Source organism: uncultured Pseudomonas sp. (assembly GCF_913774235.1).
GTDB lineage: Bacteria > Pseudomonadota > Gammaproteobacteria > Pseudomonadales > Pseudomonadaceae > Chryseomonas.
In genome coordinates, this window is sequence record NZ_CAJYDW010000012.1 from 720,927 (window position 1) to 747,354 (window position 26,428).

The 26,428-nt window shown below is 64.6% G+C and carries 27 protein-coding genes and 1 tRNA gene; 15 read left to right on the forward strand and 13 right to left on the reverse strand.

What is annotated here, in order from left to right; translation table 11 throughout:
- Nucleotides 1-124: 124 nt before the first annotated feature.
- Both QZ471_RS12840 and QZ471_RS12845 read left to right on the forward strand, forming a co-directional pair.
- Nucleotides 125-613: a hypothetical protein gene (locus QZ471_RS12840; protein ID WP_295464260.1), complete on the forward strand. Its 489-nt coding sequence runs from the start codon at nucleotides 125-127 to the stop codon at nucleotides 611-613.
- Between the two features lie 111 nt (nucleotides 614-724).
- Nucleotides 725-1,345, forward strand: coding sequence for a LysE family translocator (locus QZ471_RS12845; protein WP_295464262.1), 621 nt, complete (start codon nucleotides 725-727; stop codon nucleotides 1,343-1,345).
- Nucleotides 1,346-1,684: 339 nt separating this feature from the next.
- Here QZ471_RS12845 and QZ471_RS12850 read toward each other — a convergent pair whose 3' ends face one another.
- From QZ471_RS12850 to QZ471_RS12860, 3 genes are all read right to left on the reverse strand, one after another.
- Nucleotides 1,685-3,367 carry a hypothetical protein gene (locus QZ471_RS12850; RefSeq protein WP_295464264.1) on the reverse strand — a complete coding sequence of 561 codons (1,683 nt, stop codon included), beginning with the start codon at nucleotides 3,365-3,367 and terminating at the stop codon, nucleotides 1,685-1,687.
- Nucleotides 3,368-3,375: 8 nt separating this feature from the next.
- Nucleotides 3,376-4,461 (reverse strand): protein kinase, encoded by a 1,086-nt coding sequence (locus QZ471_RS12855; protein ID WP_295464266.1) that lies wholly within the window; start codon nucleotides 4,459-4,461, stop codon nucleotides 3,376-3,378.
- Between the two features lie 288 nt (nucleotides 4,462-4,749).
- Nucleotides 4,750-5,214, reverse strand: a complete 465-nt coding sequence (locus tag QZ471_RS12860) for a helix-turn-helix domain-containing protein (RefSeq protein WP_295464267.1) — start codon at nucleotides 5,212-5,214, stop codon at nucleotides 4,750-4,752.
- 68 nt (nucleotides 5,215-5,282) lie between these two features.
- Between QZ471_RS12860 and QZ471_RS12865 the strand changes: the two genes are divergently transcribed.
- A complete protein-coding gene (locus QZ471_RS12865; protein ID WP_295464269.1) occupies nucleotides 5,283-6,059 on the forward strand; it encodes a cation diffusion facilitator family transporter in 777 nt (258 codons plus the stop codon).
- 345 nt (nucleotides 6,060-6,404) lie between these two features.
- Here the strand turns inward: QZ471_RS12865 and QZ471_RS12870 are convergent.
- The 3 genes from QZ471_RS12870 to mobA form a co-directional block, all read right to left on the reverse strand.
- Nucleotides 6,405-6,481 (reverse strand) — tRNA-Pro (locus tag QZ471_RS12870).
- 76 nt (nucleotides 6,482-6,557) lie between these two features.
- A complete protein-coding gene (locus tag QZ471_RS12875; protein ID WP_059226108.1) occupies nucleotides 6,558-6,779 on the reverse strand; it encodes a YgdI/YgdR family lipoprotein in 222 nt (73 codons plus the stop codon).
- Between the two features lie 109 nt (nucleotides 6,780-6,888).
- Entirely contained in the window at nucleotides 6,889-7,464 is a 576-nt protein-coding gene (mobA, locus tag QZ471_RS12880) for a molybdenum cofactor guanylyltransferase MobA (RefSeq protein WP_295464272.1), read from the reverse strand.
- Nucleotides 7,465-7,673: 209 nt separating this feature from the next.
- Between mobA and QZ471_RS12885 the strand changes: the two genes are divergently transcribed.
- The 5 genes from QZ471_RS12885 to QZ471_RS12905 all read left to right on the forward strand — a co-directional run bounded on the left by QZ471_RS12885 (nucleotide 7,674) and on the right by QZ471_RS12905 (nucleotide 11,721).
- Nucleotides 7,674-8,165 carry a hypothetical protein gene (locus QZ471_RS12885; RefSeq protein WP_295464274.1) on the forward strand — a complete coding sequence of 164 codons (492 nt, stop codon included), beginning with the start codon at nucleotides 7,674-7,676 and terminating at the stop codon, nucleotides 8,163-8,165.
- 203 nt (nucleotides 8,166-8,368) lie between these two features.
- The gene (gene moaB / locus QZ471_RS12890) at nucleotides 8,369-8,908 is read left to right on the forward strand and encodes a molybdenum cofactor biosynthesis protein B (RefSeq protein ID WP_059226110.1); all 540 of its coding nucleotides are present in this window, start codon (nucleotides 8,369-8,371) and stop codon (nucleotides 8,906-8,908) included.
- The gene (gene glp, locus QZ471_RS12895; RefSeq protein ID WP_295464276.1) at nucleotides 8,905-10,101 is read left to right on the forward strand and encodes a gephyrin-like molybdotransferase Glp; all 1,197 of its coding nucleotides are present in this window, start codon (nucleotides 8,905-8,907) and stop codon (nucleotides 10,099-10,101) included. Before moaB ends, glp begins: the two co-directional genes overlap by 4 nt.
- Before the next feature lie 125 nt (nucleotides 10,102-10,226).
- Entirely contained in the window at nucleotides 10,227-11,171 is a 945-nt protein-coding gene (gene yegS / locus QZ471_RS12900; RefSeq protein ID WP_295464277.1) for a lipid kinase YegS, read from the forward strand.
- A 22-nt stretch (nucleotides 11,172-11,193) separates the two neighbouring features.
- The gene (locus QZ471_RS12905; protein WP_295464279.1) at nucleotides 11,194-11,721 is read left to right on the forward strand and encodes a sterol desaturase family protein; all 528 of its coding nucleotides are present in this window, start codon (nucleotides 11,194-11,196) and stop codon (nucleotides 11,719-11,721) included.
- Between the two features lie 39 nt (nucleotides 11,722-11,760).
- Here QZ471_RS12905 and QZ471_RS12910 read toward each other — a convergent pair whose 3' ends face one another.
- The 6 genes from QZ471_RS12910 to fni all read right to left on the reverse strand — a co-directional run bounded on the left by QZ471_RS12910 (nucleotide 11,761) and on the right by fni (nucleotide 18,395).
- Nucleotides 11,761-12,291, reverse strand: a complete 531-nt coding sequence (locus QZ471_RS12910; RefSeq protein ID WP_295464280.1) for a gluconate 2-dehydrogenase subunit 3 family protein — start codon at nucleotides 12,289-12,291, stop codon at nucleotides 11,761-11,763.
- A 172-nt stretch (nucleotides 12,292-12,463) separates the two neighbouring features.
- Nucleotides 12,464-13,399: a phytoene/squalene synthase family protein gene (locus QZ471_RS12915; protein ID WP_295464282.1), complete on the reverse strand. Its 936-nt coding sequence runs from the start codon at nucleotides 13,397-13,399 to the stop codon at nucleotides 12,464-12,466.
- 2 nt (nucleotides 13,400-13,401) lie between these two features.
- Nucleotides 13,402-14,898, reverse strand: a complete 1,497-nt coding sequence (locus tag QZ471_RS12920) for a phytoene desaturase (protein WP_295464284.1) — start codon at nucleotides 14,896-14,898, stop codon at nucleotides 13,402-13,404.
- Complete coding sequence (gene crtY / locus QZ471_RS12925; RefSeq protein ID WP_295464286.1) at nucleotides 14,895-16,061, reverse strand: lycopene beta-cyclase CrtY; 1,167 nt, start codon at nucleotides 16,059-16,061, stop codon at nucleotides 14,895-14,897. Before crtY ends, QZ471_RS12920 begins: the two co-directional genes overlap by 4 nt.
- Nucleotides 16,051-17,319, reverse strand: coding sequence for a glycosyltransferase (locus tag QZ471_RS12930; protein ID WP_295464288.1), 1,269 nt, complete (start codon nucleotides 17,317-17,319; stop codon nucleotides 16,051-16,053). The genes crtY and QZ471_RS12930 overlap by 11 nt, the downstream gene beginning before the upstream one ends.
- Nucleotides 17,320-17,345: 26 nt before the next feature.
- The gene (gene fni, locus QZ471_RS12935) at nucleotides 17,346-18,395 is read right to left on the reverse strand and encodes a type 2 isopentenyl-diphosphate Delta-isomerase (RefSeq protein WP_295464291.1); all 1,050 of its coding nucleotides are present in this window, start codon (nucleotides 18,393-18,395) and stop codon (nucleotides 17,346-17,348) included.
- Between the two features lie 136 nt (nucleotides 18,396-18,531).
- Here fni and QZ471_RS12940 point away from each other — a divergent pair, with 136 nt between their 5' ends.
- Nucleotides 18,532-19,413 carry a polyprenyl synthetase family protein gene (locus tag QZ471_RS12940; RefSeq protein WP_295464293.1) on the forward strand — a complete coding sequence of 294 codons (882 nt, stop codon included), beginning with the start codon at nucleotides 18,532-18,534 and terminating at the stop codon, nucleotides 19,411-19,413.
- Nucleotides 19,414-19,478: 65 nt separating this feature from the next.
- Nucleotides 19,479-19,703 carry a hypothetical protein gene (locus QZ471_RS12945; protein WP_059226118.1) on the forward strand — a complete coding sequence of 75 codons (225 nt, stop codon included), beginning with the start codon at nucleotides 19,479-19,481 and terminating at the stop codon, nucleotides 19,701-19,703.
- A gap of 3 nt (nucleotides 19,704-19,706) precedes the next feature.
- Here the strand turns inward: QZ471_RS12945 and pdeM are convergent, their stop codons facing one another.
- Nucleotides 19,707-20,381: a ligase-associated DNA damage response endonuclease PdeM gene (gene pdeM, locus QZ471_RS12950; protein WP_295464297.1), complete on the reverse strand. Its 675-nt coding sequence runs from the start codon at nucleotides 20,379-20,381 to the stop codon at nucleotides 19,707-19,709.
- A gap of 159 nt (nucleotides 20,382-20,540) precedes the next feature.
- Here pdeM and QZ471_RS12955 point away from each other — a divergent pair, with 159 nt between their 5' ends.
- The 5 genes from QZ471_RS12955 (at nucleotide 20,541) to pepN (ending at nucleotide 26,261) form a co-directional block, all read left to right on the forward strand.
- Nucleotides 20,541-21,299, forward strand: a complete 759-nt coding sequence (locus QZ471_RS12955; RefSeq protein ID WP_295464299.1) for a serine acetyltransferase — start codon at nucleotides 20,541-20,543, stop codon at nucleotides 21,297-21,299.
- Nucleotides 21,296-22,186, forward strand: a complete 891-nt coding sequence (locus tag QZ471_RS12960; protein ID WP_295464708.1) for a VOC family protein — start codon at nucleotides 21,296-21,298, stop codon at nucleotides 22,184-22,186. Before QZ471_RS12955 ends, QZ471_RS12960 begins: the two co-directional genes overlap by 4 nt.
- A gap of 241 nt (nucleotides 22,187-22,427) precedes the next feature.
- Nucleotides 22,428-22,691: a DUF1315 family protein gene (locus tag QZ471_RS12965; protein WP_007162881.1), complete on the forward strand. Its 264-nt coding sequence runs from the start codon at nucleotides 22,428-22,430 to the stop codon at nucleotides 22,689-22,691.
- A gap of 84 nt (nucleotides 22,692-22,775) precedes the next feature.
- Nucleotides 22,776-23,609: a DUF2797 domain-containing protein gene (locus QZ471_RS12970; protein ID WP_295464710.1), complete on the forward strand. Its 834-nt coding sequence runs from the start codon at nucleotides 22,776-22,778 to the stop codon at nucleotides 23,607-23,609.
- 12 nt (nucleotides 23,610-23,621) lie between these two features.
- On the forward strand, nucleotides 23,622-26,261 hold the full coding sequence (pepN, locus tag QZ471_RS12975; protein WP_295464304.1) for an aminopeptidase N: 2,640 nt from the start codon (nucleotides 23,622-23,624) through the stop codon (nucleotides 26,259-26,261).
- Nucleotides 26,262-26,428 lie beyond the last annotated feature (167 nt).

Consider the following 26,428-nt stretch of genomic DNA (forward strand, 5'->3'; position numbering starts at 1 on the left):
CGGTGGAAACCGAACACCTGCAGCAAAAAGCTGTTACGTTCGTCGGCTGGCCTGCCAAGCAGGGAACAAAACCCCCTGAACGCTATCAATGTGCCATCTATTCCCGACTGGCAAGGAGCGCTTCATGGACGCAGTCATTACCCAGATTACCCAGATCACCGATTGGGAATTCCTCATCGCACTGGAACGCAGCCTGGAAAGCCGCGGTCGGCTGGACATGGCCGCCAGCGCCGCCCTCGAACGCCAGGGCCATCTGCTCTCCCGCCGCTACCTCCAGCAGAAGGGCAAGCTCGGCAACGGCCCCTTCAGTCCGCTGGAAGACGAGATCCTCGACGTGCTGGCCACGGCTACCGCCGCCCTGCGTCGCACTCGCCGGCTGCCCCACAACATCGTCAAGAGCCTGCGCGCCGGTGGCCTGATCGAGGCCGTCGAGCGTAACGTCTGCCACGCCGGCGCCTTATTGTGCCGTACCGACTTCGAGGCCGACGGCATCCCGCGCGGCACCCTGGAGCGCATCGTCGACCGTAATCCCCAGGCCTTCGAACTGGAAGCCCGCCGCGCCGCCGCCCGCTACGTGGCCGAGCACGAGCCAGCCTTCCGCGCCGCAGGCTGAGCCAGGTACCCCACGGCCGCCCAGCGCGGCCCTTCGCCAGTAGGTAGAAGACCAGGGCCGTCCGCGGCCCCGTGCTAGGGTTTCGTCTCCATAGTCGAAACGAGCCCTGCCATGTCCATCGCCGACAACCTGCTGGCCTTCACCCTGGCCGCCGCGCTGCTCACCCTCACCCCAGGCCTGGATACCGCCCTGGTCCTGCGCACCGCCGCCGTCGAAGGTCGCAGCCAGGCCTGGCGTGCAGCCCTGGGCATCAACGTCGGCTGCCTGCTCTGGGGCGCCGCCGTGGCTTTCGGCCTGGGCGCGTTGCTGGCGGTCTCGGAGCTGGCCTACACCCTGCTCAAGTACTGCGGCGCCGCCTACCTCTGCTGGCTCGGCCTTAACCTGCTGTTGCGCCCCCGCACCGCCATCGCGCCCACGGCAGGCGAGGGCAGCACGACCGCCAACTGGTTCGTGAAGGGCATGCTCGGCAACGTGCTCAACCCCAAGGTCGGCATCTTCTACGTCTCCTTCCTGCCGCAGTTCATTCCCCAAGGCCAACCGCTGATCGCCTGGACCTTCGGCCTGGTCGCCATCCATGTGGTGCTGGGGCTGCTCTGGTCCCTGATCTTGATCGGTGCTACCCGTACCCTGGGCGAAGTTCTACGCAAGGCGGCGGTGATCCGCTGGCTGGATCGGACGACTGGGGTGGTCTTCCTGCTGTTCGCGGCGAAGTTGGCGTTGGGGAGGCGGTAGGGAAGGAGGGCGGCGCCTTAGCTAGGGGCGCAGGGAGCAAACTTCAGAAACGACAAAGCCCGTACGAGGCGGGCCTTGGGGTGATCCTTGGGGATCAAATTGGTCGAGCGACTACGTCAAAACCTATGGCTGTAAGCCGCATTCCAGCTGCTTTCTTGCTCCGGATGACAGAGTTGGCATACACATAGGCATACACTGCTCCAAACATGCTCCTACTAGGCCCTATCGATATTGACGAAGGGGACTTTAGTGGCTCAGCTAGGCTTAGTGAAGACGAAGGTGGAAACTCGGCATCACGCAGGCGATTCAATTAGATTTTACATGACAAATCCGCAGTGCTTATTTTAGCTTTCGGTCGGGGTCAAGTAATTTCTTAACTTCTGAGGGCGCAGAAATCTTTTCAGGTAGCCAGAACATAGAGCTAAAGTCAGATGCAACCTTGATGATGGTGCTCTCTCGATCCGGTTTTTTAGCTTCTGGTGGTAGTATTGGGCGAGAAAATCTTTCTCTCCAACTTCCTGGTTCGGAGCTTAGTGCTTCTACTGTGTCTAGATAGAATTTTAATGCTGGTGTGCAAATGGCTTTATCAGTCTCCAGTACATCCTTCGCATGTTGCAGGACCTCAGTTGCCCACGGTACTTCAGCTATCAATGCCTCTCTAGCATGGTTTAGGATAAGCATCGGTTGGGTAGCTGGGCTATTTTTCTTGAAAAACATTTCCGCATGTTCGTAATAGGATCGCCCGTATTCTTCGTGTCCTGAGCGATAGAGCAACATTCCAGCGTTTGCAGCTGAATGTGCGGCATCGTCTTTATTTTCCCCATGCAGAACGGCTTTGAGGAATTTGAGATACCTCTCGGTATCAGCGTGATCCTTTAGGGATGCTTTCTTTAAGTTTTTTGTTGCGGCCCATGCGTATATGAAGTTTAGCTGAACGGTTGTGTTGTCAGGATTAGCGTGTCTCGCGCGATCAGCAGTTTCATAAAGTACTTCGAGCTGATTGAGTACAGATGCGGTATGTATCAAGAAGTTTGCTGCTGTTGCTGAGTATGGCTCTTCATCAAACCAGCACTTTGCGTGGGAATAAGCTTGATGGACGTCCCCGCTGTTATAGGACTCCCAGTATTTCACCTCATGTGAGCCAGTACCATCCCCAACTAGCGGGCTTACTAGCTTTGTTAAGGCTAAACTTGAGTGGCGTTCCGCCCATTTTGCTTGGGCCAAGGAATTTTGTGTCGGGTCAATAAGGGATTGTTGGAAATAATGTTTTGCTTTCTTGTTTGCCCCGTCATTGAATTCAGACGTCGCGATTGAGCTATTAAGTTCTGATAGATGTATGGGTGTAATCTTGGATTCCGACAGCTTTTTTGCCAGGCTCCAAAGCTTCAGAGGGCGCTTTGAAATCCGTGATACAGCCATTTCTGAAGCAATCAGCCATGGGTCAGATCTTAAATTCGGATTTCTATGGAGGTAGTAGTGAGCCTTGTCTGGATCGTTGAGTTGCACAAATAGTCTCGATGCAACTCTAGAAATCCATCTATGGCCATTGTTGAGCTGAAGAGCGATAAGCATAGCTCGCTCTGCTTTTTCATGATTGCCGCTAACAGCGTAATGTCTAGACAGATCGACCCAGGCAAGGGGGTCTCGATTGTTGTTTGCTATTCTTCGTTTAAGTGTTGCCACCTCAGAAACTAATAGCTGTTGCTCTCCTATTGGAGGCAGATTTAATAACTTTCTGCTGAGATTTTGAATCGGTATTGGAGTTGTTGGGCTACCTACTAAGGCTTCCGCAGCCATAAGGGCTTCGTCAGGCCGGTCTTCTATAAGTGCAATATTAAGCAGCTCCGCTGCAATGCCGGTCTCCTGATTTCGTTTAAATTCTTTTAAGATCTCGTCAGTGCTGTCGGTGAACGCTATCTCTGATTTTTTGTTCTTGATTGAGTTTACTTCGCGTGTCTTCGATGCGTCTTTTGATTTCGACCAGGCAGGAACAATTTCACGCTTGCTATCTAAGCTTTTCATGATGGCTCTCAGTTCGCCTTCGTACGTGCCTGTATTGATGCTTTAGTCGCAAGGCGGTCGATTTGACTCACAAAACGATCTATACCGAGGCTTGGTACAGATTGCCTCATCGTCTTTCTTGAGCCCCGAACTCTGTAGTCGGGGTTTGAGCACTGCTGAATTACTTCAATTATTTCGCTACCAATACCAGTAGGTAACTGACTTTTCCAATCCATAAGTATTTCGTTAAATGCTTGCTCTAAGAAAGGGAGAGCTTGTTCGTACGATTGGCATACACCACCCCAAACAGGAGGGAGAATCTCGCGAGGAATTCGAATTTTCAGAGCGGCATTTATTGTTGTGCCGAATATTAAAAAGCTGATAAGTGAGCCGAACTGATAAAGATCGCACTTTTGTCGGCGATCGATCCATTCTGCTAAAGTAACGCCGTATGTCTGCTCTGGCGGTGCATATCCCCGATCGCCTGCGATCGTCAAGGCATCGTGCAGCCCGAAGCTTTGCTGTTGGCTAGCTCTTCCAAGATCGCCTATTTTGGCTGAGTCGCCATTGAAGATCATTATGTTAGATGGCTTAAGGTCTTGGTGGGCGATATTGGCGCTGTGGAGCTGCAATAGTCCAGAAGCGACGTCTCGCAGATAATAAAGCTTCATTGCAAGGTCAATCGCACTGGCTCTCTGTATGTAACTTCTGACGTCCCCGCCGTCAGCTAGCTCCATGATCATATAAGGAACTGTGCTGAACTGTTCGTTCGGAAGAGGAGTTACCATCTTTTGACCCTGGTCCAAAATTCGAACAATGCGCTTCATTTTTAAGCACGATCTATGAAGCTCTGTCTCGAACTCATAAGCCTGAAGCTGTTTCAGCATGACGGTTGTGACTGACTGTTGGTGCTGTACAGCGCGCTCCATAGCCTGAAAAATATCGAAGGCTTTTAGAAAGGCCGTCTGATTTCCTTTCGAAACTGAATAGGAAACTGAAAAATAACCGCCTGAACCAATACCGCGTCGTCCTGTTAGCAGCATCTCTCCTACAACCCAATCGTTATCAAGTGTGAGACCGCTGAGGCGCGTGGCGGCGTTTCCCTGTTCTGTCATTGTTCTCTTCCAATAAATAGTCGCTGTGAAAGCCTGGTGTCCGGCTAGCGCTCCCAGCATATGAAGGAAATGTGATCCAGTCGAGGATGCGATTGGCTAAAGCTTCGATCAGTGGTGCTGCAGGGTTTCGCAGGGTTTCTTGCGCCCATCGTATGCCATTCGAGCCCAGGTGCCAGGCTCCATCAGCGGTAGTGCAGGACTGCAGAAAAACCGACATGTTTAGCCCGCAGGCGTGGCGGGGGGACGACAGCGCGCGCCAGGTGATGAGGCTTTGATGGCCGGTGGCGTTCACCTGGGAACGCAGCGATTGCCGGCCGCTGTCAGGGCACCGCCAAACCCCCCTCCTGTCGAGACGCCAGCCAAGGATTCGATGATTCGGCATTCCGATATGGTCCCGCCGTGGCAGCACGCCAACAGACGCTGTAATTCGCCCTCCAAGGCTTGCAAGTCGGCAAGCCGCTGCCGCACCTGTTGCAGGTGTTCTGCAACCAGACTATCCACGGCATCGCAAGGCGCCTGCTGCCGATCCGCTAGGCCGAGTAGCTCACGTACTTCGTCTAGGCTAAAGCCCAGGGTGCGAGCACGTCTGACGAAGAGCAGCCGATCCCGTTCGGCTGGGCCGTACAGCCGGTAGCCAGATGCTGAGCGCATTGAGGTCGGGAGCAAGCCTTCTTTTTCGTAGTAGCGGATGGTGACGGTCTTGGTATCCGTGGCCTTTGCTAGCTGACCAATGGTGTAGGCAGAGGCGTTCATGGCATTGACCTTATAGCGACTATAACTCTCAGCCTAAGCCAAATCCTGAGAGTTGCAGAGAGGTTGCCGTGGACAGTTGCTGCGAAAACAAAGCCGGAGAGCTGGCTCAGCTGCGGAGTCGGCAGAGTCGCGTCCTCTACATCGTGCTGGTGGTCAACGCCGTCATGTTCGGGGTGGAGTTCACTGCAGGCTGGCTGGCCGGCTCAACGGCGCTGCTGGGGGATTCCCTGGACATGTTCGGCGATGCATCGGTCTATGCCCTGACACTGTTTGTGCTGCATCGCAGCGATAGAGCCCGCGCCGGTGCCGCCCTGGTGAAAGGCGGTTTCATGTTGCTGTTTGGCTTGCTGGTAATTGCGGACGCCGTGCGCAAGGTGATCCTGCAGGAGGTGCCCCAGGCCGACTGGATGGGCACTATCGGACTCGTCGCGCTCCTAGCCAACACCTACTGCTTCTATCTGCTGTACAGCCATCGCGCGGACGATCTCAACATGAGGTCCACTTGGATCTGCTCACGGAACGATCTGGTCGCCAACACCAGTGTGATGCTGGCCGCCGTCCTTGTTGCTGTCACTGGCAGCCTCTGGCCAGACGTCCTGGTCGGTCTTGCCATCGCCGCGCTGTTCCTGCACTCGGCCTGGCAGGTTAGTGGTGAGGCCTACGGCGCGTGGCGTCTTGGTTCGGAAGCGCAGGGAGAGCCAACGCAAGAGATTCAAGCCGCTTCCATGCAAGAGACGTCGGCGCCTACATGCTGCGGAGGTGAGGCGCTAGCTGTCATCGCTGAACCCGAAACCCGCGCTTTGGCTGCTTCGTGCTGCTCTTCCGATAGCAAGTGCGGCAATTGAGGCCGTGAAAGAGAAAGGCCGCCAGTAGGCGGCCTGTTGCTGGCCAGGAAGAGCTAGGCGCTGCGCTGCTGGCCTTGCTGCCTGAGCAGCGCCTGGGCCTCGGCCCGCTGGCGGTTCAGCGCGATTACGTTGCTCGGCCGGTCAGTTCGCAGGCCGTGAGGTCGAGCGCCGCGATTGTTACCAGTGCTTCGCCATCGAGGCGCCAACGGGACGCTTCCGGTGTTCCCGTGTCGCGAGCCGCCGTTTTTGAAAAAAACGAGGCGAGGCGACAACGCAAAAAGCCAAACCCTAGAAACGACAAAGCCCGCACTAGGCGGGCCTTGGGGTGATCCTTGGGGATCAAATTGGTCGGAGCGACTGGATTCGAACCAGCGACCTTCTCGTCCCGAACGAGACGCGCTACCAAACTGCGCTACGCTCCGTGATGGATGGCGCGCATTCTACCTAAAACTCATGCAAGCACAAGGGGTTAGGTGAAAAAAACGCGCCGGGCCGGAATCACAGCTCCTTGATGGTCCGGACCTGGTCCTTGTTGATGCGGGTCGGCTTGCCGTCGAGCTGTTTGAAGGTATAGAAGCCCGAGTCTTCATCGTACTTGGGCGTATCGGTGGCCTGGATCTCGCGGCCATCGTTGAGGGTGATGACGCTGGGCGTGGAGCAGCCGGCGAGCAGGGCGCTGGCAACGACCAGCAGGGCGGCGGGGAGCAGGTGCTTGTTCATGGGGTGGTCTCCTTTCTTGGCAACCAAGCGGGGCTTAGGACCGCCGGGCAGGGGCCGAGTTCGTCCGGGAACCGGGCGGTCACGCCGTCAGCCCTGCTTGCCGCAGTGATCAAGGCGCACGCTCCAAGGCTGCAGGATCGTTGAAGTTGGCGAGTCGGAGGTCCTCCTCGGCGAAGTCCACGGCGGTGAGGCCGAGGGGCAGCAGGGCCCCCCGGGGGCTGCGCTCGCCGCTGGCCCAGGCCTCCCGCAAGGCCGGCAGAAGCCGACGGGGCAGGGCGGTGAACAGCGGCTGCCAATAGCCACCCTGGCGTGCCATGACCGGCCCCTGGCTCGCCTGGGCGGCCGCCAGCAACTGCTCGGCGAGGACGGCATCGATACGCGGGGCATCGCAGGGCAGCAGCAACACCCAATCATGGCGAGCCACAACGAGGCCGGCGAGGATGCCGGCCAGGGGCCCTGGATAGTCCGGCTCGTCATCGGCCACCAGCTGGTCGGCCCACTGGGCATAGCGCTCGGCGTTGCGGTTGCAGGAGATCACCAGGTCGTCGGTGAGGGGGCGTACCGCGGCCTGGACGTGGGCGACCAGGGGTTGGCCCTGCCACTCCACCAGCCCCTTGTCGCGCCCGCCCATGCGCTGGCCGCGGCCTCCGGCGAGGATTAGGATGGAGGCGGGCAGCAGCGACATGCAGGGAACCTCGAATAGCGTCTGGGCGCGTGCCCTGGGGGAAATCCGGCGGCCATGCTAGCCCAGTTCGCGCAGCGATAAGGGGCCGCGTGGCGGGTTTGCACCACCACGGTGCTGGGCTAGACTCGGGCGCGCCGGCTGAAAAGCCGGTACTAGACACCTTTGATCCCCTGCTTGGGGAGTCCCTGCCCAGAAGGAGTTTGGAAACGATGAAGACGATGCTGCTGTCCGTCCTGGCCCTGGCTGCGCCACCGGCCTTCGGGGCCGGCGGCGGTGAACCCCCTTCAGTCAAGGTCACCTTCGGCAAGCCGACCATCCGGCAGAAGCTGTTCTACGAAAAGCTGTACGAGAAGAAGCCCTATCCCGACGCTACCCTCTATTACTACGACAACGGCGTCTACAAGATCATCTCTCCCGGCGAGGAGCACTACGGCGTCTACGTGGTGCACGGCAAGCTGACCGACGATAAGTACGAGGTGGTGTTCATCTCCCTGCCGTCCCCGGACTGGGGCAACAAGACGGCTCAGCATGTCCTCAAATTCGACCGCAAGGCCGGTACCTTCACCCAGCAGGCGACCTGGGCGGATGACCCGAACATCGCGCCGCAATACGGGCGTTTCAGCCAGGACGCCAATACCATCGCCGATCCGCTGCCGATCAAATGGGACACCCATGCCGAAGGCGAGCAGCGCCAGCGCTGAGTCCTGACCCGCCGTGCCTCTTCGGTTGAAGGGGCGGCGGCTTTTCCTCTAGGCTGTGGTTTTCCAGACCCCACGGGCTTTTGCAGGTCGCCGGCGCTAGCGGTCGCCGTGCTGGTGCTGGCCGGTTCGCCGAAACCCGTAGCCCTTCCGGTGGTCTTCCGCTGCATGCCTTCTTTCCCTGCCCACTTCGGAAATCCACGCACATGAGCCACAAAGCCGAGGCGGTTTTCGTACCGCTGAATATCGCCGTGCTGACGGTCAGCGACACCCGCACCTTCGAGACCGACACCTCCGGTCAGCTGTTCGTCGACCGCCTGGAGTCCGCCGGCCATTTCCTCGCTGCCCGGGTGCTGCTCAAGGACGACCTCTACAAGATCCGCGCCCAGGTCGCCCAGTGGATCGCCGATGACCAGGTGCAGGTGGTACTGATCACCGGCGGCACCGGCTTCACCGGGCGCGACAGCACCCCCGAGGCGGTCGCCTGCCTGCTGGACAAGCAGGTGGATGGCTTCGGTGAGCTGTTCCGGCAGATTTCCGTGGCCGACATCGGCACTTCCACGGTGCAGTCCCGCGCCCTGGCCGGTCTCGCCAATGGCACCCTGGTCTGCTGCCTGCCGGGTTCCACCAATGCCTGCCGCACCGCCTGGGATGGCATCCTCGGCGAGCAGCTGGACAACCGCCATCGGCCCTGCAACTTCGTGCCGCATCTCAAGCAGGCCGAACCCTGCGGGCCGCGCGGATGAGCCTGCTGTCCCTGGAAGAGGCCCTGGCCCGACTACTGGCCATGGCCGCCGAAGACGGCCCCTTGCCCCTGGAGCGTGTCGCTCTGGAAGAGGCCGACGGCCGCATCCTCGCGGCGCCCCTGATCGCCGACCTGGACCTGCCACCCTGGGACAACAGTGCCATGGACGGCTATGCCCTGCGCCTGGACGACTGGCAGGGCGAGCCACTGCGAGTGTCCCAGCGCATCTTCGCCGGCCAGGCGCCTGCCGCCCTGGAGCCAGGCACCTGCGCGCGGATCTTCACTGGTGCGCCGCTGCCCGCCGGTGCCGATTGCGTGGAGATGCAGGAAAACGTCGAGGTGCTGGACGATGGCCGGGTGCGTTTCCTGGAGCTGCTGCGCCCGGGGCGCAACATCCGGCGCCGGGGCAACGAGGTCAAGGTGGGTGACGAGGTGCTGTCCGCCGGCACGGCCTTGGGTCCGGTCGAACTGGGGGTGGCCGCCTCCCTCGGGCGGGCCCAGGTCGAGGTCTATCGCCGCCTCAAGGTCGCGGTGCTCTCCACTGGCGACGAGCTGGTCGCACCGGGCCAGCCGCTGGGGCCGGGGCAGATCTACAACAGCAATCGCGCCCTGCTGATCAGCTGGCTACGGCGCCTGGGTTGCGAGGTGTCGGATCAGGGCATCCTGCCGGACGACCTGGCCCAGACCCGGGAGCGCCTGGCGTCGCTGCAGGCCGACTTGATCCTGTCCACCGGCGGGGTGTCGGTGGGCGAGGCGGATTTCCTTGGCCAGGCCCTGCGCGCCGAGGGCGAGCTGACCCTGTGGAAGCTGGCGCTCAAGCCCGGCAAGCCCCTGACCTGTGGGCGCTTCCGTGGCATCCCGGTGATCGGCCTGCCGGGCAATCCGGCCTCGACCCTGGTGACCTTCGGCCTGCTGGCGCGGCCCTACCTGCTGCGGCGGGCCGGCAAGATCGAGGTGGCGCCGCTGAGTGTCGAGGTGCCGGCAGGGTTCGACTGGCCGCGCGCTGGCGCACGCCGCGAATACCAGCGGGCGCGGCTGGAGGACGGCCGCGCCGTGCCCCACCGCAACCAGGGTTCCAACGTGCTGCAGACCGCGGCCTGGGCCCATGGCCTGGTGGAGATTCGCGAAGACCGTACCTTCGCCGTGGACGATCCGGTGCGCTTCATTCCCCTGGCCGAGTTGTTCAAGGCGTAGCGCAGCGGCGGTTGGACTGAACGTGGCCGACGGGGCACAGTCCTAGTCTCCAGATTCGCATGCCGGGCAGCGCCCGGCGCCTGCGGCGGCATCTCGCTGCGCAGCGCCAACCTTGGACGACGATCATGACGACTACAGGCACCCTGGCTGATGCAGCCCTGGTCATCCTCAATGGCAAGGAAACCGGCAACGAGGCGGTGCGCGAGGCGGTCCTCGCCCGGCGCGCCGCCGGTCACCGAGTCGACGTACGGGTGACCTGGGAAGAAGACGACGCCGCGCGCTTCGTCGAGCAGGCGACCCGCGAGGGTTACGGCACCCTGGTGGCGGCGGGCGGCGACGGCACCCTGCGGGCGGTGGCCGAGGCCATGGCCCTGAACCAGAGCCAGGCGCGCCTGGGGCTGTTGCCGCTGGGCACGGCCAACGACTTCGCCAATGCCGCCGGGGTACCCCTGGAGCCGGCGGCGGCACTGGCGCTGCTCGATGGACCGGTCAGTACCATCGATCTGGTGGAGGCCGAGGGTCAGCTGTTCCTCAATATGGCTACCGGCGGCTTCGGCTCCCAGGTGACCGCCAACACCCCCGGTGAACTGAAGCGCCTGCTGGGCGGTGCGGCCTATCTGCTGACCGGCCTGACCCGCTTCGCCGAGGTGCATTCAGCCCACGGTCGCTTCCGCGGACCGGGCTTCGAATGGGAGGGTGAATTCCTGGCCCTGGGCATCGGCAACGGCCGCCAGGCCGGCGGCGGGCACGTGCTCTGCCCGACCGCACTGGTCAACGATGGCCTGCTCGACATCGGCATCCTGCCAGCGTCCCAGGATGTGCTCGGCACCCTGGGCGAATTTCTCAGCAAGGGCTTCAGCACCGAGGAGATGTTCGTGCGGGCACGCCTGCCCTGGGTGGAGCTGGAAGCCGCCGAGGGCCTGGACATGAACCTCGACGGCGAACCGGTCAAGCGCGAGCGGGTGAGATTCGAAGTGCGTCCGGGTATCCTGCAGGTCTACCTGCCGGTGGATTCTCCCCTGTTGGGCGCCACCGCCGGCACGCTGGCCGCCCCGGCGGCCACTTCCTGAGCAGGCGCCTGCGGAGGGTACCTTGGAGCTACTGATCAACGCGGGAATCGTGCTGGCCACCGTGGCGGGCATGGAAGCCTTCGCCTGGTGGTCGCACAAGTACATCATGCACGGTTGGGGCTGGGGCTGGCATGAGTCCCACCACCGGCCACGCACTGGTTGGTTCGAGAAGAACGACCTCTATGCCATCGTCTTTGCCGGCCTGGCGATCCTGCTGATCGCCCTGGGCAACGCCGGCTATTGGCGGCTGCAGTGGATCGGCGCCGGCATGACCCTCTATGGGCTGCTGTATTTCATCGCTCACGACGGCCTGGTGCACCAGCGCTGGCCGTTTCGCTACGTCCCGCGCAGCGGTTATCTGAAACGGCTCTACCAGGCGCATCGCATGCACCATGCGGTGGACGGCCGGGATGGCTGCGTGTCCTTCGGTTTCCTGCTGGCACCGACCACCCAACGACTCAAGCAGCAACTGCGCGAGATACATGGTGGTGCGCTGGATTCCTCGCGCGAACGCAAGGCGCGGGACCAGGTGCAGGAAGGCGTGGACTAGGCGAGGAGTGGAGCGCCTCCGGGGAGGCGCTTACCGGGGTCAGGCGACGGCGGGGGTGTCGTAGGCGGCGAACAGCGAGTGGGCATACTGGCTGCGCTCGCTCTCGTTACGCAGCAGGTCGATGAATTCCTTGGCCGGGGGATTGAGGGTACCGGCGGAGGCAGCCGCGACCACTTCGGCCTGCTCGCCAGCAGCCAGATCGGCGAAGCCGGCACCCAGGCGCTCGACGCAATAGGCATCCAGGACTGCCAGGCCATCGCGCAGCAGGTCGCGCAAATTGGCGCCTTGCTGGACCTGGGCCTGCTCGTCGAAGGGATCGACGACGTTCAGGCGATCGCCATGGGCATAAGGAGTAAGCATGTGGCGGTCGATGAATTCCGGCAGGCGGGTATCGGCCTGCTCGCTATCGGCCTGCAGGTGGACGCACAGGGCGACCAGGGCGCGCCACTGGGTGGCGTTGAAGAATTCAGGTTTGTAGGCGGACTGAACGGTGCCGGAAAGGCCAAGGGCAAGGAGTGAAGCCGGGGCAGCGAAAAGTTCGTGCGAAACAGCCGTTTCCGTCTTGTGCATGTGCAAATCCCATACTCGAAGGCTGACTACTGGATGCGGCGCTCTGGCTCGGGCATCCATCCATCCGCGGCCCGTGGAGGGTCGCTTTAATCCGACCCGTTTATCGCATAAAAGTTTGCTGGCGTGCACCCCCAAGGTGCGCAGAAATGTGACTGACGCAAGACGGCCGACGTCAGCGGCGCGGCCGGGTCCAGAGGTCGGCCGGACGCGGCTCGCTGCGTTGGTGCCGCGACAGCATGGCCCGGGCGGCACCACGACAGACCAGGCGCAGCTTGTCGGCGGTGCTGGTGCTGACGCGCTGATCCCAGGCATGGGCGCCCAGCTGCAGCACCTGCACCCCGATCTCGCGGTAGACGCCCCGGGCGGTGGCGATGGCCCAGGCCGAGCGTAGCGGCAGGGCGGCGATGCCCTGGCGTGCCGAGTCGTAGTAGGGCTCGGCCAGGCGCACCAGTCGTTCGGCCAGTTGTGCCACGGCTTCGCGATGCTGCGGCGCCGCTAACTCGGCGGGCGGGACACCGACTTCGTCGAGCCACCGCCGGGGCAGGTAGACGCGGCCGATGCGGGCATCCTCGACGATATCGCGGGCGATGTTGGTGAGCTGGAAGGCCAGGCCCAGGTCGCAGGCGCGATCCAGGGTTTCTTCGTCCTCGGCGCCCATGATCCGCGCCATCATCACGCCCACCACCCCGGCGACGTGGTAGCAGTACTCCAGGGTGTCTTCCAGCTCTACATAGACCCTTTCCTCCACGTCCATGCGAAAGCCGGCCAGGTGGTCCAGGGGCAGGGCCAGGGGAATGCCGTGGCGCTGCACCACGCGCTGGAAGGCGGCGAAGGCCGGGTCCCGCAGGGGCGCGTCGGTGTAGGCGGCGCGGGTCAGGCGTTCCAGCTCGGCCAACCGCGCTCGGCCGCCGAGACGGTCACCTTCGATCTGGCCATGGCCCAGCTCCTGGCCATCGATGACGTCGTCGCAGTGCCGGCACCAGGCGTAGAGCAGCACCGCGCTCTCGCGGGTCTCGGGAGCGAACAGCTTGGCGGCGGCGGCGAAGCTCTTGGAACCGACGGCGATGCTCTGTTCGGCGTGGTCGACGACATCATGGCTGGCAGTCATGGCTAACCGTGCTCCTCGAGGATGACGCTGGCGGTGGCCTTGGCCGAACCCACCACGCCCGGCACGCCGGCGCCGGGGTGAGTGCCCGCGCCGACCAGGTAGAGGTTGGGGATGACGGTATCGCGATTGTGCGGCCGGAACCAGGCGCTCTGGGTGAGGATGGGTTCGAGGGAGAAGGCCGAGCCCAGGTGCGCATTGAGCTCCTGGCGGAAATCGGCCGGGGTGAAGATGCGTGAGGTGACCAGGTTGGTGCTCAGGCCGGGCATGTAGCGCTCTTCCAGATAGGCGAGGATCTTGTCACGCAGGCGCGGGCCTTCCACGCTCCAGTCCACGTCGGCATTGCCCAGGTGCGGCACCGGCGCCAGCACGTAGTGGGCACTGTGGCCGGGCGGCGCCAGGGACGGATCGGTGACGCAGGGCGAATGCAGGTAGAGCGAGAAGTCGTCCGGTACGCCGGGGCCCTTGAAGAGTTCGTCGATCAGGCCGCGATAGCGCTGGCCGAAGCAGACCATATGGTGTTCGAGACCCACCGGCGGCTGGCTCAGGCCGAAGTGGATGACGAACAGCGACATGCTGTGTCTCTTGCGCTTGAGGCGGTTGCCCTCGACCACGCCATGGGTGTGGTGGCCGAGCAGCTTGCGATAGGTGTGGACCACGTCGGCATTGGAGGCCACCAGGTCGGCAGCGACCTGGCTGCCGTCGGCCAGGCAGACGCCGGTGGCGCGATTGCCTTCGGTGAGGATGCGTTCGACCGGCGCGTTCAGGCGCAGCTCGCCGCCGAGGTCGGCGAACAGCTTCAGCAGCCCCTGAACCAGTGCGTGGGTGCCACCCTTGGCGAACCAGACGCCCCACTTGCGCTCCAGGGCATGGATCAGCGCATAGATTGAGGAGGTGGCGAAGGGATTGCCGCCCACCAGCAGGGTATGGAAGGACAGCGCCTGGCGCAGCTTTTCGTTCTTCACGAACCCCGACACCTGGGTGTAGACACTGCGCCAGGCGGTGAGCTGGGCCAGCTTCGGCGCGGCGGCGAGCATATCGCCGACCTTGAGGAAGGGCTTGGCGCCGAGGCGCAGATAGCCTTCCTCGAACACCGCCTGGGAATAGGCCAGGAAGCGTTGGTAGCCGGCCACGTCGTCCGGCTCCAGGGCGCGGATCTGCTCGTCCAGCCGGGCCTGGTCGTTGACGTAGTCGAAGCGGGTGCCGTCTTCCCAGCACAGCTGGTAGAAGGGGCTGACCGGCAGCAGCTCGACATAGTCGCTCATCCGCCGGCCGCTGAGGGCGAACAGCTCTTCCAGCGCCGAGGGATCGGTGATGACGGTGGGACCGGCGTCGAAGGTGAAGCCGGCATCCTGGTAGACGTAGGCGCGGCCACCGGGCTTGTCGCGGCCCTCGATGAGGGTGGTGGCGATGCCGGCCGACTGCAGGCGCACCGCCAGGGCGATACCGCCGAAGCCAGCGCCGATGACGATGGCCCGCTTGGGGGCCTTACCTTGGGTCATGTTGCTTCCTTGAACTGGGGAGGACGGGCCAGGGCGGCATCCAGCGCCGGTTTCAGCGGTACCGGCGGTTTGCCGGAAAGGATGCGCAGCCGGTCGAAGGTGGTGAGGCGGCCGGCGTAGAACCTCTGGATGAGGGGTTCGCCGAGGCCGTAGAACCTTTGCATGACGCGCACCCGGTGCTCGGGGCGGCCGGCGAGAAAGAGCATACGATTGAGCAGGCGGAAGAAGCCCTGCCGTTGCCAGCGCCCTTTGGCGTAGTGGCGCAGGGTAGCGCGCAGCGCCGTGCTGGAGCTGAAGGGCTGGGCGGCCAGGTGCTCCGCCAGGCGCACCGCTTCGGGCAGCGAGTAACCGGTGGTGGGGTGGAACAGCCCGGCAGCCAGACCGATGGGTGCGCCGGCCGTGATGTTGTCCCAGTAGCTGTCCACATCGCCACCGAGGGTGATGGGCAGGATGCCCTGTTCTTCGCGTAGCACCTCGGCGATGGTCCAGCCCTGCTGCTGGGCGTAGTCGGCCAGGTGCTGGCGCAGGCGCTCCACCGGCAGGCTCTCGCCGTCGGCGTAGTAGGTGTCCTCGATCAGCAGGCGGTCGGGTGCCAGCGGCAGGGTATAGACGAAGCGATAACCGTCCAGCTGGTCGACGGTGGCGTCCATCACGATGGGTTCGGTCAGGCCATGGGGGCGCGCCAGGCGTACCTCCTGGCCGAGGAATTTCTGATAGCCGAGCCAGAGCGCCGGATCGGGCCGCGGCCCCCGAGCATCGATCACCGCGCCGGCGGCTAGGGTGTAGCCGTCGGCGAAGACCACGCCATCGTCCTGCAAACGCAGCACCTCGCGCCCCAGCAGCAGGCGCTCGGCCGGCAGCCGGGCGCTCAGCACCTCATGGAAACGTTCGGCGCTGATGCTGGCGTAGCCGCTGCTCAGCTGGCGCTGCCGCTTGGGAAAACGCACCTCATAGCCCGGCCAGCGGTAGGCGACCAGGGGATGGATCCAGGCGTGCTGGGAGGTGGTGAGATCCGGCTGGTGGAAGGACCAGGTATGGTTGCCGCCCAGCTGCGAGCCGGCCTCCACCAGCCGCCAATCCAGCTCCGGACGGGTTTCGGCCAGGCGCAGGGCGAGCAGGCCACCAGCCAGGCCGCCGCCAACGATCAGCAGGTCAGGACGCACGATCCCGTCCTCGCGCCGCCAGGCCGTCCACCAATCGTGCTGCCGTGCTGGCGCCACCGGCCGTCGCGGCGATGGGCACGAAGCGCTCGGCCGCTCGCCGATAGTCGGGATCGGCCAGCACCGCGCCCAGGGCCTGGGTCAGGCGAGCCTTGGTCGCCAGCCGCGGCGCCAGGCAAATACCGGCGCCGACCCGCTCCAGGCGGCGGGCGATGCCCGGCTGGTCGAACACCATGGGCAGCGCCAGCATGGGTTTACCGGCGGCCAGGCAGTCCAGCACGGTATTGAAGCCGCCATGGGTGATGACGGCATCGGCGCGGGCGATGACGGCTTCCTGGGGCGCGAAGTCGGTCACCCAGGTGGCGCCGTCGTCCAGCAGGCGCCGCTCGGCGGTGCCGTCGAGCCGGCCGCAGTGGGCGATCAGCACCTGCACACCGAGCTGGCGACAGGCCTGGGCCACCCGGCGGAACAGCGCCAGCCGGCTGCCCTGCAGGGTGCCGAAGGAGGCGAAGACGAAGGGGCGTTGCGGATCTATCTCCAGGTCGAAGCGCTGCTGCTGGACGCTGGGCGAGCGCAGCGGCCCCACCTCGTGAAAATGCGGTGGTGGGGCACGACGCGGAAAGTCGAAGCCGGGCAGGCATTGGCTCAGCTGCAGATAGGGCGAGAAGCAGTCGTCCAGCGTGCGCCGCTCGCCGAGTCCGAAGGCCAGGGCATGGCGCTGGATGACCTTGCCCTGGCTGCCCATCATCAGGTCGAACACCCGGGTCGCCCCCTGGACGATCTGGCGGTCGCGTTCGGTCTTGGGATAGGCGAAGGGCAGGGTGGGCAGCGGCAGGTCGGGCTCGCGATTCATCGGCACCGCGCAGGCCAGGGAGGCATAGGGCAGCTCGAGATAGTCCCCCAGCAGGCCACCGGCGGGCTCCATCTGGTCGGCGATCAGGCAGTCGACACCCAGGTCACGCAGGGCGGCCGGGCCCTCGCGGCAAAAAAGGTCGGTATTGCGCGCCATGTCGGCGATCACCCCGAACACCGCCCAGGGCTGGCGGCTGGCGGTGCGGGCGAGCAGAGGTGGCAGGCTGCCGCGCGGATGGCTGGTGGCGCCTATGGCCTGGAAATCGATGCCGGGCGGCCGCGGGCGGTCGCCGACGTCGGCCTGGTGCAGCAGGGTGACGCGATGACCGAGCTGCACCAGCGCCTCGCCCAGCACCAGATGGGTGGACAGATGGCTTGGCAGCGGCGGCGAGATCAGGGCGACATGCATGGCGGCGTCCGGTCGACTGGCCTTCACTATGGGCGTTGCAGCGCGTTGGCGTCCAGCAGCTCGGCCTGGCGCAACTGCGCCAGATCGGCCGAGCCGGTGCAGAAGCAGGCGATGCGCAATTGTTCGATGACCACGCGAAAATGGGCGATCACCGCCTCGGTCGACTGGGTGGCACCGGGCAGGGCGGCGGCCGCCTGGCCGGCGAGGTCGGCACCGAGGCGGATGGCCTTGGCCACGTCGATGCCATCGCGGACGCCACCCGAAGCGATCAGGGTCGCCTGCGGGCAGGCGGCGCGCACCTGGCGCAGACTCTCGGCGGTGGGGATGCCCCAGTCGGCGAAGGCGCGGGCGATGGCACGCTGCTGTTCGTCGCGGGCGCGCTCGGCTTCCACCGCCGCCCAGCTGGTGCCGCCGGCACCGGCCACGTCCAGCACGGCCACGCCAGCGTCCAGCAACTGGCGGGCGACCCGGCCGGACAGGCCTGCCCCCACTTCCTTGACGACCACCGGCACGGAGAGATGTGTAACCAGGTTTTCCAAGGCACCCAGGATGCCGTGCCAGCGGCGATCGCCACCGGCCTGCACGGCTTCCTGCAGCGGATTGAGATGGATGATGAGGGCATCCGCTTCGATCATCTCCACCGCGCGCCGGGCTTCGTCGAGGCCGTAGCCGGCTACCAGCTGCGCTGCGCCGAAGTTGGCCAGCAGTGGCACGTCTGGTGCGAGCCGGCGCAGTTCGCCAGTCAGGCCCTGGTCACCACCTTGCTGCAGGGCGATGCGCTGGGAGCCGACGGCCAGGGCGATACCCAGGGCCTGGGCGGCTTCCGCCAGGTGCTGGTTGATCGAGGCCGCCCGCTCCGGGCCGCCGGTCATGGAGCTGATGAGCAAAGGTGCCGCTAGCGGGCGGTCGAATAGCCGGGTGCCGAGCTCTATGTCATCGAGGTCGAGTTCGGGCAGGGCGCAATGGGCGAACCTCAGGGTGTCGAAGCCCGTGGTGACGGCGCTGCGGGCCTTGTGGGGATCCAGCACGATATCCAGATGGTCGTTCTTGCGACTTGCCAGTTCCCAATCCACCATGTCTTCTAGAGTCCGCCCTGAGTGACCTTTCGTCGGTCTTTGTGGTCTGGTAGGGGACGACGGGTTCGCTGTGCGAAGGACCTAATCCACCGAGGTGCGACCGTTCGTCGGTCCTACACCTGGAGTATCTCGACTCATGGCGACCGTATTAGTGCCGAACGCGACAGACAATTTTGCCGCCACCCTGCAATGGCAGCGTACCCGTATCGACGAGCGTCTGGCACAGCTGTTGCCGGCCGGCGACGATCCGGTCGCCGAGGCCATTCGCAGCGGGGTGCTCGCGCCCGGCAAACGGCTGCGGCCGTTGCTGATGATCCTCGCCGCCGAAGATCTCGGGCAACCCGACGAGGCGGTGCTGGATCTGGGTTGCGCGGTCGAGATGGTGCATGCCGCCTCGCTGTTCCTTGACGACATGCCGTGCATGGACGACGCCCGCCTGCGCCGTGGCCGGCCGACCTTGCACGTGCAGTACGGCGAGGACGTCGCCATGCTGGCCGCCGTGGCCCTGCTCAGCCATGCCCTGCGCCTGGTGGCTGGGCTGGAAGGAGTACCGGCGGAGATCCGCACCCAGTTGGTCTGCCAACTCGCCGACGCCGTGGGCACCGCCGGACTGGTTTGCGGCCAGTACCACGATCTGCACGGGGGACGGCAGGCGCGCCCGGCCGATGCCATCGCCCTCACCAATCAGCTCAAGACCGGGGCGCTGTTCTCCGCTGCCCTGGGCATGGCCGGCCTGACCCTGGTCACTAGCACTGCCCAGCGCGAGGCGCTGCACGTCTTCGCCTGCCAGCTCGGCCTGGCTTTCCAACTGCTCGACGACCTCGATGACGGCAAGGGCCTGGGCAAGGACGCCGGCAAGGACGGCGACAAGTCCACCCTGGTCAGCCTGCTGGGTCGTGAGCATGCCCTGCGCCAGCTGCAGAGCCATCTCAAGCAGGCGCGCGACGCCCTGGCCGCGGCGGATTGTGCCGACGGCGCCTTGGCGGGCCTGCTCGACATCGTCTTTCGTCCCCGCTAGGGCGAATTCCTCGGCATCTTGCCCTCTAACCTCTTGAACGCCGTTTCCAAGAGAGGAGCCTCGAGATGTCGAAGTGGAAAATCGCCTATAGCAACAGCGACGGTAATACCTCGGTGGTGTCCACCGAGGCCGAGCAGAAGCCCGACATGGAGCGCATCGCCCAGATCGTTCGCGACGATGCCCTGGAAGACTACGACGACAGCGAAGTCCCGCGGGATTACGACGAGCCCACGGTGGCGCTGCTGGAGCGCCACGGCATCACCATCACCGGGATCACCGAGGAAGGCTGACCACTAGGGTGTCTGGCCCTGGCGCAGGGGCCAGATACCCCCATCCCCCACTACGAAGAAACGCCGCGCCGGATCAGGTGCCAGCAGGTGCCCGCCAGTGAAGTCGCCGAACGCCGGCAGGATCAGGACCTGATCGTTCTCCAGACAGAAACAGGGCAGGCGCAGCGCCTGGCGACCACGGCCGTGCAAGCGGAAGGCAGGATGGATGTGGCCGGCCAGCACCGGCAGGCGCGGATGAGGATCAGGTTCGTGCTGCAGTGACAGGCCGTCCAGCTCCAGGGGCTCGGCTACCACGTCGATGCCTAGGGTGGCTGGCGGGTCCCCGGCGCGTCTATCGTGATTGCCGCGGATCAGTAGCAGGCGCAGCCGGGCCTGGCGTTCCCGCCAGCGCTCCAGCGTATCCAGAGTGAGCGGGGCGCGGGATTCCGGGGCGTGCAGAAAGTCCCCGAGAAAGATGATCTCCCGGCAGTCGTAGCGTTCCAGCAGGCCGTCCAGGCGCGCGATGTTGCCGGCCGTGGTCCCGTGCGGCACGGGCTGGCCCAGGGCACGAAAGGCCGCGGCCTTGCCGAAGTGGATGTCCGCCACCAGTAGCGCGCGCCGGGCTGGCCAATAGATGGCCTTTTCGGCGAGCAGCCAGAGTTCGACACCGGCGAGGACGAGGGAGTGGTAGGCAGGCATGACGTCTCCAGAAAGCGCTTCCTCTCTGATGGCCGCTGCGTTCCAGGGTTCAGCAGCGTTGCGCTCTGGGCAACACAGGCGCCCGGATCGGCTATTGGTGGCGATGGATGCGCAGACCATACTCGGCCGACTGCCTAAGACACACAGGGAGCGGAATCTATGACGGCACTTTGGCCACGGCTGCAGCAGCAGGCCCAGGACCAGGCGGCACGTACGCCGCGCCTGGCGGCCTATCTCCATACCCGTATCCTGCGGCATGGCTCCTTCGCCGCCGCCCTGGCCGATCGCCTGGCGCTGGGGCTGGCGCAACCTGCCGCCGGGGTGGAGTTGCAGGACTGGTTCACCGAGTTGCTCGACGCGGACATCCTCGCGGCCGCCACCGCCGATCTGGAGCGCCTGGCACTCATCAATCCGGCCTGCCCGGACGAGCTTTGCGGCTTCCTTGAATTTCGTGGCTTTCTCGCCGTGCAGGTGCAGCGCCTGGCCCACCGGCTGTGGCAGGCCGGCGAGCGGCATCCGGCAGTGCTGCTGCAGAACTGGACCGCCACCGCCTGGGGGCTGGATCTGCACCCGGCGGCGCGGCTGGGCCGCGGTCTCTTCGTCGACCATGGCCTGGGCCTGGTGATCGGCGAGACGGCGGTGGTGGAGGACGAGGTCAGCCTCTGGCACGGCGTCACCCTCGGCAGCACCCTCAACGAGAGCGGCGACCGGCATCCCAAGATTCGCCGTGGTGCCCTGGTCTGCGCGGGCGCCACGGTGCTGGGCAATATCGAAGTCGGCTTCGGCGCCCTGGTGGCGGCCGGCGCCGTGGTGACCCGCCCGGTGCCGGCGGGGCGGGTCGTTGGTGGCGTACCGGCGCGCGACCTGGGCCCCGTCCCCGCCGCCCTGGGTGCCCTGCAAGCCGCGGAGGTGGTCTGATGGCCCTGGCCCAACGACGTTTCGGTATCGATCATCCCCTTGTCAGCGTGCGGGACCATGCGGCAGCCCTGGCGAACTACCGGCGCCTGGGCTTCGCGCCGTCGCCGGTCAGCTACCATCCCTGGGGTACCGTCACCAGCCTGATGATGTTTCCCAGCAACTTCATCGAATTGATCGGCGTGGCCGACCCCGCCAAGTTCGGCACCGGGGCGGTGGACGGCTTCTGCTTCGGACGCCGGCTCGGCGAATTCCTGGCGCGGGAGGAGGGCATATCCCTGGTGGCGTTGCACAGCACCGACTGCGATGGCGACCATGCCGAGCTGGTGGCGCGGGGCCTCGCCAGCCAGGGCCGCATCGACTTCCGCCGCGCCATGCGCCTTCCCGATGGCAGCCCTGGCGAGGCGGTGGTCTCCCTCGGCCTGTTCCTCGACGACGAGCTGCCGGACGTCTCCAACTTCATCTGCCACCAGCATCGCCCCGAGCTCATCTGGGTGCCGGGATGGCAGCAGCATCCCAACGGTGCCCTGGGCATCGCGGCCCTGACCTACGTGGCGGCCGAGCCCGAGCGACTGGCCGCCCGTTGGCGGCTGATCTACGGTGAGGAGGCGGTCGGCCAGGTCGCCGGGGTGCTCCAGGTCGACAGCGGTTGCGGCCTGTTGCGCGCCCTGACGCCCGAGCAGGCCGCCGCCGAGTATGGCGCGGTAGGCCTGCCCCAGGCGCGAGTCGAGCGGCCCCATGCCATCGCCATCCGGGTGACGGTGGCCAGCCTGGCGCGGGTGCGTGAGGTGCTCGCGGCGGGTGGCCTGGCGGGCGTCGAGCGGGACGGCCGTCTGTTGGTGGCACCAGAGCACTGCGGCAATGTGATCCTGGAGTTCGCTGAGCGTTGAGGGTAGCAGCAGGGAATCGCGGCCATGGGCCGCTCCTACAGTGGGCCTGAGCTGTAGGAGCGGCCCATGGCCGCGATAATCCCGAGGTCCATCCAAACCTTTAGGAGCGGTCGCATCGGCGCATCGCCACGATCCGCTTCGTCACCATCTAGCACCACCTATGCCCCTCATTGACCCACGCAAGGTGCACCGTTGCCGGTAGCCCGGTAAACTGGCGGTTCACTAGAGTCCGGAGCGACCCATGTCGACGTCCTTCGCCCAGATGCTGGAAAACATTACCCCCGATATCTACGAGGGCCTCAAGCTGGCCGTAGAAATCGGCAAATGGCCCGATGGCCGCAAGCTGAGCCGTGACCAGGTGGAGCTATGTCTGCAGGCGGTCATCGCCTACGAGGCCAAGCACCTGCCCGAGGACCAGCGCACCGGTTACATGGGCCCCCAGGAATGCGCCTCCAAATCGGTACCCATCGAGAACATCCTGTTCAAGTCCGACGCCATTCACTGATTGTCCGCGCATTGCCCGACGAGGTGCCCTTCGGTAACGAAGAGGCGCCTCGCGTTTTTTATAGACTAGAGAAACACCACCGTGATGACCGAACTGGGCCGTGGTGCCCTGCGCAAAATGGCCGTGACCCTGGCCAACCCCGTGAACTACGCCTTCCGCCTGGATGATCGCGAGGTGGCGGTCAATCCGCTGATCGGCCGCCACGTGCGGCTCGAATACCTGGGCGCCATCCACTGCACCCACTGCGGCCGCAAGACGCGCAAGAGCTTCAGCCAGGGCTATTGCTATCCCTGCTTCACCGCCCTGGCCCAGTGCGACAGCTGCATCGTCAGCCCGGAGAAGTGCCATTACGAACACGGCACCTGCCGCGAGCCCGAGTGGGGCGAGACCTATTGCATGGTGCCGCACGTGGTTTACCTGGCCAATTCCTCGGGCCTCAAGGTGGGCATCACCCGCGCCACCCAGCTGCCCACCCGCTGGATCGACCAGGGCGCCTACCAGGCGTTACCGATCCTGAGGGTCGCCACCCGCCAGCAGTCCGGCCTGGTGGAAGACCTGCTGCGCAGCCAGGTGGGCGACCGCACCAACTGGCGTGCCATGCTCAAGGGCGTCGCCGCACCTGAAGATCTGGTGGCGGTGCGCGAGCGCATCTTCGATGCCTGCGCCCAGGGTCTGGACGATCTCCAGGGCCGCTTCGGCCTGCAGGCGATCCAGCCGGTGGTCGACATGGCGCCCATCGAGATCCATTATCCGGTGACGGTCTATCCCACCAAGGTGGTCAGCCAGGATCTGGAAAAGACCCCGGTAGTGGAAGGCACGCTGCTGGGCATCAAGGGTCAATACCTGATGTTCGACACCGGCGTGATCAACATTCGCAAGTACACGGCCTATCAGCTGGCCGTGTCCGTTTCCGAGTAAGGATGTAAGCCCATGCGTACCGACCAGCCCCAGACCATCTACCTCAAGGACTACCAGGCGCCCGAGTACCTCATCGAGGAAACCCGCCTCAGATTCGAGCTGCACGACGACCAAACCCTGGTGCACGCCGAGCTGCGCCTGCAGCGCAATCCGGCGCGGGGCGCAGGTCTGCCGCCGCTGGTGCTGCACGGCGAGGAACTGGAACTGCTGGCGGTGTCCCTGGACGACCAGACCCTGGCGGCTGGTGATTACCAGGTCGAGGCCGGCAGCCTGACCCTGCAGCCGCGGGGCGAAGCCTTCGTGCTCAAGACCTCGGTGCGCATCCATCCGGAGACCAACACCGCCCTGGAAGGCCTGTACGTCTCCGGCAAGATGTTCTGCACCCAGTGCGAAGCCGAAGGTTTCCGCAAGATCACCTACTACCTGGACCGGCCGGACGTGATGAGCGTCTTCACCACCACGGTGGAAGCCGACAAGGCCAAATACCCGATCCTGCTCTCCAACGGCAATCCGGTAGCCAGCGGCGACGCCGAGGGCGGCCGCCACTGGGCCACCTGGGAAGATCCCTTCCCCAAGCCGGCCTACCTGTTCGCCCTGGTCGCCGGTGACCTCTGGTGCGTGGAAGACAGCTATCGCACCGGCAGTGGTCGCGACGTGGCCCTGCGCATCTACGTCGAGCCGGAAAACATCGGCAAGCTGCAGCACGCCATGGACAGCCTGAAGAAGTCCATGCGCTGGGACGAGGAGGTCTACGGCCGCGAATACGATCTGGACATCTTCATGATCGTCGCGGTGAACGACTTCAACATGGGCGCCATGGAGAACAAGGGGCTCAACATCTTCAACTCCAGTGCCGTGCTGGCCAGCCCGCGGACCGCCACCGACGCCGCCCACCAGAGGGTCGAGGCCATCGTCGCCCACGAATACTTCCACAACTGGTCGGGCAACCGCGTGACCTGCCGCGACTGGTTCCAGCTGTCGCTCAAGGAAGGCTTCACCGTGTTCCGCGACGCCGGCTTCAGTTCCGACATGAACTCGCCCACGGTCAAGCGCATCGAGGACGTGGCCTTCCTGCGCACCAACCAGTTCGCCGAGGATGCCGGGCCCATGGCCCACCCGGTGCGCCCGGACCACTTCATCGAGATCTCCAACTTCTACACCCTGACGGTGTACGAGAAGGGCGCCGAGGTGGTGCGCATGCTGCACACCCTGCTGGGCCCGGAGGGCTTCCGCAAGGGCACCGATCTCTACTTCGAGCGCCATGACGGCCAGGCGGTCACCTGCGACGACTTCGTCAAGGCCCTGGAAGACGCCAATGGCGTCGACTTCAGCCAGTTCAAACGCTGGTACAGCCAGGCCGGTACGCCACGCCTGGCGGTCAGCGAGCACTACGATGCCGCGGCCAAGACCTACAGCCTCACCTTCCGCCAGAGCTGCCCGCCGACCCCGGGCCAGCCGACCAAGGAGCCCTTCGTCATTCCGGTCCAGTTGGGCCTGCTGGATGGCCAGGGCCGCGAGCTGCCGTTGCGCCTGGAAGGCGAAGCCGCCGCCCAGGGCACCGACCGAGTGTTGTCGGTCACCCAGGCCGAGCAGAGCTTTACCTTCGTCGACGTACCCGAGCGGCCGCTGCCCTCGCTGCTGCGGGGCTTCTCCGCCCCGGTCAAGCTCAGCTTTCCCTACAGCCGCGAGCAGCTGACCTTCCTCATGCAGCACGACAGCGACGGCTTCAACCGCTGGGATGCCGGCCAGCAGCTGGCCGTCCAGGTGCTGCAGGACATGATCGCCGGCCAAGCGCTGGACACCCGGCTGGTGGAGGCCCTGCGTACCGTCGCAGCGGACGAGTCCCTCGATCCGGCCATGGTCGCCGAGATGCTCTCGCTGCCGGCCGAAGCCTATCTCGTGGAGCTGGCCGAGCAGGCCGATCCGATCGCCATCCATGGCGCCCGTCGTCAGGCGCGCCGCGCCATCGCCGAGTCCCTGCGTGACGTGCTCTGGCAGCGCTATCGCCGTGCTCGCGAGGAATCGCGTACCACGCCCTACCAGGCCAGCGCCGACCATATCGCCCGCCGCAGCCTGCAAAACGCCGCGCTCGGCTACCTGATGCTGCTGGAAGAGCCGGAGGCGCGCGACGCCGCCCTGGAGCAGTTCGAGCACGCCGATAACATGACCGAGCGCCTGGCTGCCCTGAGCGCCCTGGTCAATTCCAGTTTCGAACAGGAAAAGGCCGACGTCCTGGCGCGCTTCTTCGAAGAGTTCAAGGCCGATCCGCTGGTCATGGACACCTGGCTCAGCGTCCAGGCATCCAGCCCGCTGCCCGGTGGCCTGGCGCGCGTCCAGGCGTTGATGGAGCATCCGGTCTTCACCCTGAAGAACCCCAACAAGGTGCGGGCGCTGATCGGGGCCTTCGCCAACGCCAACCTGGTCAATTTCCACGCCGAGGACGGCAGCGGCTATCGCTTCCTGGCCGACCAGATCATCACCCTCAACCGCCTCAACCCGCAGATCGCCTCGCGGCTGCTCACGCCCCTGACCCGCTGGAAGAAGTACGGCCCGGCGCGCCAGGCACTGATGCGTGCCGAGCTGGAACGCATCCTGGCCAGCGGCGAGCTGTCCAGCGATGTCTACGAGGTGGTGAGCAAGAGCCTGGCCTGACGCCGCCGTCCCAGGTCCGCAGCACTGGCTATCGGCGCTCTCCGATAGCCAAGGCGCCTGGCCGAGCGCCTAAGCTGCCACGGGTGACAGACAGGTCATCCCCGCCAATCCTCCGCTCGGCTGCGGAGGATGACTCCAGGCGATCATTGTATTCATAGTGTCTTCGG